At 42.0% G+C, this 8,883-nt stretch carries 7 protein-coding genes and 5 tRNA genes; 11 read left to right on the top strand and 1 reads right to left on the bottom strand.

The window, feature by feature from the left end; translation table 11 throughout:
- Positions 1 to 338: 338 nt before the first annotated feature.
- Entirely contained in the window at positions 339 to 860 is a 522-nt protein-coding gene (gene fldB / locus H5116_RS04250; protein WP_024605911.1) for a flavodoxin FldB, read from the bottom strand.
- Positions 861 to 954: 94 nt separating this feature from the next.
- On the opposite strand from fldB, the gene xerD reads away from it, so the two are divergent.
- The 11 genes from xerD to H5116_RS04195 all read left to right on the top strand — a co-directional run bounded on the left by xerD (position 955) and on the right by H5116_RS04195 (position 8,588).
- A complete protein-coding gene (gene xerD / locus H5116_RS04245) occupies positions 955 to 1,881 on the top strand; it encodes a site-specific tyrosine recombinase XerD (protein WP_002961416.1) in 927 nt (308 codons plus the stop codon).
- Positions 1,882 to 1,944: 63 nt separating this feature from the next.
- Positions 1,945 to 2,673, top strand: a complete 729-nt coding sequence (gene dsbC / locus H5116_RS04240; RefSeq protein WP_002961417.1) for a bifunctional protein-disulfide isomerase/oxidoreductase DsbC — start codon at positions 1,945 to 1,947, stop codon at positions 2,671 to 2,673.
- Between the two features lie 78 nt (positions 2,674 to 2,751).
- Complete coding sequence (gene recJ, locus H5116_RS04235) at positions 2,752 to 4,473, top strand: single-stranded-DNA-specific exonuclease RecJ (RefSeq protein WP_182695430.1); 1,722 nt, start codon at positions 2,752 to 2,754, stop codon at positions 4,471 to 4,473.
- A gap of 144 nt (positions 4,474 to 4,617) precedes the next feature.
- A protein-coding gene (gene prfB / locus H5116_RS04230) for a peptide chain release factor 2 (RefSeq protein ID WP_100218355.1) occupies positions 4,618 to 5,716 on the top strand; the annotation gives its coding sequence in 2 pieces (ribosomal slippage) (positions 4,618 to 4,692 and positions 4,694 to 5,716; 1,098 coding nt in all).
- Between the two features lie 26 nt (positions 5,717 to 5,742).
- On the top strand, positions 5,743 to 7,278 hold the full coding sequence (lysS, locus tag H5116_RS04225) for a lysine--tRNA ligase (RefSeq protein ID WP_002961420.1): 1,536 nt from the start codon (positions 5,743 to 5,745) through the stop codon (positions 7,276 to 7,278).
- A gap of 321 nt (positions 7,279 to 7,599) precedes the next feature.
- A complete protein-coding gene (locus H5116_RS04220) occupies positions 7,600 to 7,782 on the top strand; it encodes a hypothetical protein (RefSeq protein ID WP_010553261.1) in 183 nt (60 codons plus the stop codon).
- A 128-nt stretch (positions 7,783 to 7,910) separates the two neighbouring features.
- Positions 7,911 to 8,003, top strand: a tRNA-Ser gene (locus H5116_RS04215).
- Positions 8,004 to 8,041: 38 nt separating this feature from the next.
- Positions 8,042 to 8,118: transfer RNA gene (locus H5116_RS04210), tRNA-Arg, on the top strand.
- Between the two features lie 73 nt (positions 8,119 to 8,191).
- Positions 8,192 to 8,268: transfer RNA gene (locus H5116_RS04205), tRNA-Arg, on the top strand.
- A 51-nt stretch (positions 8,269 to 8,319) separates the two neighbouring features.
- Positions 8,320 to 8,396, top strand: a tRNA-Arg gene (locus H5116_RS04200).
- 115 nt (positions 8,397 to 8,511) lie between these two features.
- Positions 8,512 to 8,588, top strand: a tRNA-Arg gene (locus H5116_RS04195).
- The last annotated feature ends 295 nt before the right edge of the window (positions 8,589 to 8,883 follow it).

Genomic DNA, 8,883 nt, shown 5'->3' with positions numbered 1-8,883 from the left:
GTTCAAACTAGGGGCTATTTAATCGCGGCGCGAGATTTGTAACCTAGTGGGCTAAGTAAAAACCGAGCAAAGCTTCCGCGTCCTGCTCACGCCCCTTACCTACATCCATGTAGGCAACAAAGAGTTGATCGCCCCTAGGAAGAACCCTTTGGGCAGCGCCTGTTTGGCATTAATGCTACGTTATCGCCCATTTATGGGGAATAACCACACTGCATAGGCTCTGCCTTGCCTAAATACCAAACAGACTGCTGAAAATTTAACCTTGAAAGATCAACAGACCCTAGTTAAAAAGCCCGCAACTAAACTAGTTGCGGGCTTTTTACTTATTAGCTAATTAATTAAAGCGTTTCGCTATATTCAGTCATTACCTGTTCAACCCATGTTGCAATACGCTCATCGCTTAGCTCGTATTGACTGTCTTCGTCGAGCGCGAGTCCTACAAACTGTTTACCATCAGGCGTTAATGCTTTTGAAGCTTCAAACTCGTAACTACTGTCGTTTGGCCAGAAACCAAGTTGAGTAAATGTTTGCGTATTTATTTCGTCGTGTAGCATGCCTAGGGCATCTTGAAACCATTGCCCGTAACCTTGCTGATCGCCCATGCCAAATAAAGCAATGGTTTTACCATTTAGGTTTACGTCGGCTATGTCGTCCCACTTTGACTCCCAGTCTTCTTGTATTTCACCAAAATCCCATGTTGAAATACCAAAGATGATAAAGTCGTACTGCTCTGCATTTTTTAGTGGCTCGTCTTTAATATTGTGCAGGGTAACTATATCGGCACCAATAATGTCGCGAATCTTTTCTGCTGCCATTTCGGTGTAGCACGTAGTAGAACCAAAAAATAAACCAATTTGCATCGTATTTATCACTGTGTAATTGCCTGATATGATAGGCTCAAGTTTACCGTAAGGTATTTTTAATTGATACCTTAGCAAAGCATGAGAGCATAATGTGACAACGCTATCTGACGATTCTTTTGAAAATAACAGCAGTATGAGCAGTAATAGCGACTACCTAGAAACCTTTTTAGATAGCCTGTACTTAGAACAAGGCGTAAGCGAAAATACATTAAGCGCTTATCGCAGTGATTTAGATAAGTTTTGCCTATTTTTAAAGGGCGAAAATTTAATGACGGTAACGGGGCTCGACATAGAAAGCTATTTAGCGCATCGAGTTGATTTAGGTTTAAAACCACGCAGTACAGCACGTAGCATTAGTGCGCTAAAGCGTTTTTATCAGTACTTTGTGCGCGAAAAAATAATTAGTGATTCGCCCATGCTAAACATAGCTCAACCAAAAGCCGGACAGTCGTTACCTAAAACACTCTCAGAAGCTGAAGTTGAGGCATTGTTAAATGCGCCCAACACAGAAGAAGCGATGGGACTGCGCGACAAAGCCATGCTAGAGCTACTTTATGCAACGGGGTTGCGTGTAAGTGAGCTTGTTGGGCTTCGTATGGAGCAAATTAATTTGCGCCAAGCGGTGGTGTTTGTAAAAGGTAAAGGTAATAAAGAGCGCTTAGTGCCATTGGGTGAAGAAGCCATGTATTGGCTGGAGCAATTTTTAAAGGGTGGGCGTGCACAAATGATAAAACACGCCACCGATTTTGTGTTCCCATCTAAGCGCGGAGTAGGCATGACGCGACAAACCTTTTGGCATAGAATTAAACACTATGCTATTTTGGCATCAGTTGAGTCTCCATTATCGCCCCATACCATGCGCCATGCTTTTGCTACGCACTTATTAAATCATGGGGCAGATTTACGTGTGGTACAAATGATGTTGGGCCATAGCGATTTATCAACGACGCAAATTTATACCCATGTTGCCAATGAACGGTTAAAGTCGGTACACGCAGAGCATCATCCGCGAGCGTAAGTTTGAAAGTAAATATTATTAAGCCGGTCAATATATTAAGTGTTTTTAGGATAGAGAGAAGTTATGAAAAAATTAATGTTAGCAGGTGCCATGTTGTGCACAAGTATTAGTGCATTTGCAAATGGCGTTGCTGTAACACCAGATGCTAATGATCCTATTATTACTAAATTTGCCGAGCTTGGTGTAACTGTAAAGCAAATTAACCCAAGCCCAGTCGCGGGTTTAAAAGAGTTGATCACTAATAAGGGCGTGCTTTACGCAAGTCCAGATGGTCAATTTTTAATGCAAGGCACGTTAATCGATTTAAATAATCGTAACAACTTAACAGAGCAAGCATTAAACGGCGTGCGTGTTGAGGGCATTAAAGAATACGAAGATTCGATGATTGTGTACAAAGCACCAAACGAAAAACACAGTATTACCGTATTTACCGACATTAGCTGTGGTTACTGTCGTAAATTACATCGCGAGTTAGACGATTTACTTGATGCGGGTATTACCGTTAAGTACCTTGCGTTTCCACGTGGTGGCTTACAAGGTTCAGGCTACGCCGATTTAATGAACGTATGGTGTGCACGCGATCAGCAAGAAGCACTAACAGAAGCTAAGTCGGGTACAAGCACTAAAGTAGTTGCAGGCTGTAGCGCACCGGTTGCAGAGCATTACCAATTAGGTCAAAGCTTTGGTATTAGCGGCACACCTGCCATTATTTTAGAAGATGGTACGATGATCCCAGGTTACCAGCCAGCAGCAGCACTAAAAGCAGCATTAGATGCTAACAAAGCGTCGTAATACGTTTTATAGCTAATAAAAAGGCCTTAATGGCCTTTTTTTGTCTTTTTAATACGACCCAATAAGTTAAAACTCTGCATGAAAAAATTGATCATTGCGCGTGAAAACGTTGACGACTCGCATCTACCGAGTAATTTACACCCTGTAATTAAACAAATTTATGCTAACCGCAATGTATTTAATGCCGACGAGCTAAATAACAGCGTAGCTACGCTTCACGACTTTAAATTGTTTAAAGATATCGACAAAGCCAGCGATTTATTAATTGAAGCATTAAAAGCGCAAAGCCAAATATTAATAGTCGGCGATTTTGATGCTGATGGCGCAACAAGTACTGCAACATTAATGCAAGGCCTTGAGATGTTTGGCTTTAAGCATTTAGATTACTTAATTCCTGACCGGTTTAGCTTAGGTTATGGTTTAAGCCCCGCACTTGCAGAGCAAATAGTACAAATAAAGCCTGATTTAGTGATCACCGTAGATAACGGCATATCGTGTATTGCTGGTATTGATATTTTAAAAGCGGTTGGTATTAAAGTGCTGGTAACAGATCATCACTTACAAGGTGAGCAGCTGCCAAATGCCGATGCAATAGTAAATCCAAATAGGCACGAATGTAACTTCCCGTCTAAATCTATAGCAGGCGTTGGCGTTGCTTTTTACTTACTAATAGCACTGAGAAGCGTAATGCGAGACCTTGGTTATTTTGAGCAGCAACCGCCGCCTAATTTAGCTAACTTGCTCGACATTGTAGCGCTTGGTACGGTTGCTGACGTGGTCGCACTTGATGCAAATAACCGCACCTTAGTACATCAAGGTTTAGCACGTATTCGCAGTGGTAAAACACGCCCTGGCATCACCGCGCTTATTGAAGTGGCTAACCGCAATGCTGCGCGCTTAAGCGCAAGCGACTTTGGCTTTTCACTTGCGCCGCGTTTAAATGCAGCAGGGCGATTAGACGACATGAGTTTGGGTATAGCATGCTTACTTAGCACCGATATAAATCAAGCACGTAGTATTGCCAGCGAGCTCGATAGCTTAAACTTTGCAAGGCGCGAAATAGAACAAGGCATGCAAGCCGAGGCGCAAGCCGTGCTTGATAGACTCGCATTTAGCGACGATAACGTCCCTGATGCAATCTGCTTGTTTCAAGACGATTGGCATCAAGGTGTTATTGGCATTTTGGCTGGTCGCTTAAAAGAAAAATACCACCGACCAACCGTTATATTTGCTGGTGGCGAAAATGGTGAAATAAAAGGTTCGTGCCGCTCTATAGAAGGGTTGCACATGCGCGACTTACTCGAAGGGCTTAATACTGCTGAGCCACACTTAATTAATAAATTTGGTGGCCACGCAATGGCCGCTGGTTTAAGTATTAACGAGCAACACTTTAATGACTTTAAAAAAGCGTTTGATGCTGCCGTGAGTGCGCAACTGAGTGAAGAAAGTAAACGCTGCATTGTATTTACCGACGGTGAGCTGCCAAACGATTGTTTTACGATGGAGTTTGCCCAGCTATTAAAGCAATCGGGCCCGTGGGGGCAGCAATTTCCTGAGCCGGTGTTTGAGCACACCTTTGAAGTAATACAGCAGCGCATAGTCGGCGAAAAGCATTTAAAGCTGGTGCTAAAGCATCAATCAGGGCGATTGGTTGACGCCATTGCCTTTGGTATTGATGTAAAAGAATGGCCCGACACAGAAGCGAAGTTTGTAAAAGTAGCATATCAACTCGATATAAATGAGTTTAGAGGTAAATTTACGCTGCAATTAATAGTTAGAGAGCTTGAAAAAGTGCACTAAAAAATATGCACAAATCATGCATAAAAGGCTAATAAAGCGCGCGGTTTTTTGTTAAAATCGGGCGTTTTTATCATTTGACGATAATTTGTTGCGAAAATCCCATGTAAAGGGGCGCAATTACCTAGCCATTTTGGAGTGATGTACATGTTTGAAGTGAATCCTGTGATTAACCAAATCAAGGAAATTCGCGAACGTACTGAATTGCTTCGGGGGTACCTTTGACTACGCTCTTAAACAAGAACGCCTAGAAGAAGTTAACGCCGAACTTGAAGATTCAGCCGTATGGAATGAGCCTGAACGCGCACAAGCGCTTGGCCGTGAAAAATCAGCATTAGAGGCTGTTGTTGAAACAATCGACAACCTTGTAGCTGGTACTGATGACGTTGAAGGTCTACTTGAACTTGCTGTAGAAGCCGAAGATCAAGATACCTTTGATGAAGCACAAAGCGAACTTAGCGATCTAAACGAGCAGTTAGAAGGTTTAGAGTTTCGTCGTATGTTTTCAGGTCCTCATGACTCAAACGATGCGTACCTTGATTTACAATCGGGTTCTGGCGGCACTGAAGCACAAGACTGGTGTAATATTCTACTTCGTATGTATTTACGTTGGGGCGAGGCTAAAGGCTTTAAAGTTGAGCTAGTTGAAGCAACCGACGGTGATGTTGCCGGTATTAAAGGCGCAACAGTTCGCTTTGTTGGCGAATACGCTTACGGTTGGTTACGTACAGAAACAGGCGTTCACCGTTTAGTGCGTAAAAGCCCGTTTGACTCAAGTGGTCGTCGTCATACCTCATTTGCTTCTGCGTTTGTATACCCTGAGATTGACGATAATATTGAAATTGATATTAATCCGTCAGACCTACGTATAGACGTTTACCGTGCATCAGGCGCGGGTGGTCAGCACGTTAATACCACCGAATCGGCGGTTCGTATTACTCACGTACCAACAAATACCGTAGTGCAGTGTCAAAACGAGCGTTCACAGCATAAAAATAAAGCCCAAGCGATGAAGCAGTTAAAAGCTAAATTATTTGAGCTTGAGCTACAGCAGCAAAATGCTGAAAAACAAACGCAAGAAGACGCTAAATCTGATATAGGTTGGGGTAGCCAAATACGTTCATACGTACTTGATGACGCACGTATTAAAGATTTACGTACAGGCGTTGAAAACCGCAATACCCAATCGGTACTTGACGGTAACTTAGATAAATTTATTGAAGCCAGCCTTAAATCTGGCCTATAACCACCAAGCTAATAAAGAGCTAAAAAATGACTGATAAAATCCAAGACGAAAACAAGTTAATCGCTGAGCGTCGCGGCAAGTTAGACGCGATACGCGAAAATTGCCCAGCCAACGGTCATCCAAACCAATTCCGTCGTGAGCATTACACGGCTGATTTGCAAGCCCAGTTTGGTGATAAGAGCAAAGAAGAATTAGTTGAACTACAAGAAGTTGTGTCTATTGCTGGACGTATTTTAGCAAAGCGTGGACCTTTTTTTGTAATTCAAGACATGAAAGGTCGTGTACAAGCGTATGCATCTAAAGATGTTCAAAAAGACCTTAAAGAGAAATATGGTCAGCTAGACACTGGCGATATTATAGGTGTTAAAGGCGCGTTAAATAAATCGGGTAAAGGCGATTTATACGTAGAAATGACTGAGTATCAATTACTAACTAAGTCACTTCGCCCGTTACCTGAAAAATTCCATGGCTTATCAGATCAAGAAACAAAGTACCGCCAACGTTATGTTGACTTAATTACTAACGAAGCAACGCGCGAAACATTCCGCATTCGCTCACAAGTAGTTGAAGGTATTCGTCGCTTTTTAGCAGACCGTGACTTTATGGAAGTAGAAACACCTATGCTACAGGTTATACCTGGTGGTGCATCTGCGCGTCCGTTTGTAACTCACCATAACGCGCTTGATATCGACATGTACCTACGTATAGCGCCAGAGCTTTACTTAAAGCGCTTAGTGGTAGGTGGTTTTGATCGTGTATTTGAAATTAACCGTAACTTCCGTAACGAAGGGTTATCTACACGCCACAACCCAGAATTTACAATGATTGAATTTTACCAAGCATACGCTGATTACATCGACCTGATGAACATTACCGAAGACATGCTACGTACTGTTGCAGAAAACGTACTAGGTAGTGCAATTGTAGTTAATACAACTAAGGACGAAAACGGCGAAGTTATCGATTCAGTTGAATACGACTTTGGCCAACCGTTTACACGTTTAAGTATGGCGGATGCTATCTTAAAATATAACCCTGAGTTTGATGCTGCGGTATTTAACGACCCAGAAAACCATTTTGAAGAGTTAAAAGCGTACGCTAAACAAGTGCACGTTAAAATTCCTGAAAACTGTGTTTGGGGCCCAGGTAAGTTTCTTTGTGAAATATTTGAAGAAACAGCAGAGCACATGCTTATTCAACCTACGTTTATTACTGGTTACCCGTGGGAAGTATCACCACTTGCACGCCGTAACGACGAAAACCCATTTGTTACCGACCGTTTTGAGTTTTTTGTTGGCGGCCGTGAACTTGCAAATGGTTTCTCTGAGCTTAACGATGCACAGGACCAAGCTGAGCGCTTTACTCGTCAAGTTGAAGAGAAAGACGCAGGCGATGATGAAGCAATGCACTACGACGAAGACTACATACGCGCACTAGAGTACGGCTTACCGCCAACGGCTGGTGAAGGTATTGGTATTGACCGTTTAGTTATGTTGTTTACTGATTCATCAACAATTAAAGACGTTATATTGTTCCCGCATATGCGTCCACAAGCTGACTAATCTTTAGTAAAACAAAGTAAGTTAATAAACGCCGCTTAATAGCGGCGTTTTTTTTACTTATAATTAGTGTTTTAATTAATAAGTACTACACTAAAAATTAAAGGTAATTATTAGTGCTGATTAATGTGCAATTCAGCTTCACTAACTTATTGTTATTGGAAGTTTTAATATTAAAACTAACAGTGCTATAACTTTTTAGTATGATTGTTTTTTAAACATATGTTGTGTTTGTACAAAGGTTTTAGCTAGAATACGCACGAAATTTACACTGCTGGTATTTAGCAGTTAAATATAGATTCTTAAAGGACTTAGAATAATAGTATGAAAGACAAACGAGTAGATGATTTATCAGAAGAATGCACATCAGAGCAAGAACGAAACGCTTACTACCGTGCTTGTATCGCTGAATTTCAACAATTAGGTTACCAAGAACAGTATTTGGCTCAGTTAACTGATGATTTAGTTCCCGTGCTAGGTGTTAATCCTTCAAATAAAAATACGTAACCCGCTTAAATTTCAAACTAATTACACTTTTAAACCAAGCATATGTGCAATCTGTAACCATATAGTCGTTTTTGGTAGAAAAGTGTTTGACATATTTTCTGAAATCTTTATTATACGCCCCACAAGACGGAGAGGTGTCCGAGTGGCCGAAGGAGCTCCCCTGCTAAGGGAGTATAGAGTTTGTAGCTCTATCGAGGGTTCGAATCCCTCCTTCTCCACCATTTCTTTTAATGGCGTGTTTTGTACAATTTTAAAGTATGGGTGCATAGCTCAGCTGGATAGAGTACTCGGCTACGAACCGAGCGGTCGGAGGTTCGAATCCTCCTGCGCCCACCATACTTTAATAACTCGCTTAGAGTCTAAATAAGCAAAAGCTCTACTTAGAGTAAAAATAAGTAAACTATAAAGTGGGTGCATAGCTCAGCTGGATAGAGTACTCGGCTACGAACCGAGCGGTCGGAGGTTCGAATCCTCCTGCGCCCACCACTTTATAGACTCTCACTTAGAGTAAAAACAAGTAATAGTAAAAATGAAAGCGGGTGCATAGCTCAGCTGGATAGAGTACTCGGCTACGAACCGAGCGGTCGGAGGTTCGAATCCTCCTGCGCCCACCACTTTCATGTTTTCATACACTTTTAAGTGTAAGAAAAATAAACCGATGGAAATCGGTTTTTTTATGCCTGAATTAATACGCTCTGCTTAGAGTTTAAATAAGCAATCTATGAAAGTGGGTGCATAGCTCAGCTGGATAGAGTACTCGGCTACGAACCGAGCGGTCGGAGGTTCGAATCCTCCTGCGCCCACCACTTTCATAAACAAGCCGACATTAAGTCGGTTTTTTTGTGCCTAAAATAAAGTGAAGTGAAGTGTAGGTTTAGGTGAATTGAGAACCAAGCAGTCGGAGGTTCACTCTTACAAGATACGTCCTGCGCCCACCACTTTCATAAACAAGCCGATATTAAGTCGGTTTTTTTGTGCCTGAAATAAAGTGAAATGTAAGCTACCACTCCTGTAGCCGCAGAGCTTGCTCGCGTGAGAAGCGCCAGCTTCTAATTACTTACCACCGACATAACTGATACTTTATTTACGAGCTTCGCTCGT

The sequence above is a fragment of the Pseudoalteromonas sp. SG45-2 genome (assembly GCF_014164115.1).
Classification (GTDB): domain Bacteria; phylum Pseudomonadota; class Gammaproteobacteria; order Enterobacterales; family Alteromonadaceae; genus Pseudoalteromonas; species Pseudoalteromonas distincta.
Note: the sequence above shows the minus strand (reverse complement) of the source record. Positions and strands in the feature narration are given on the sequence as shown.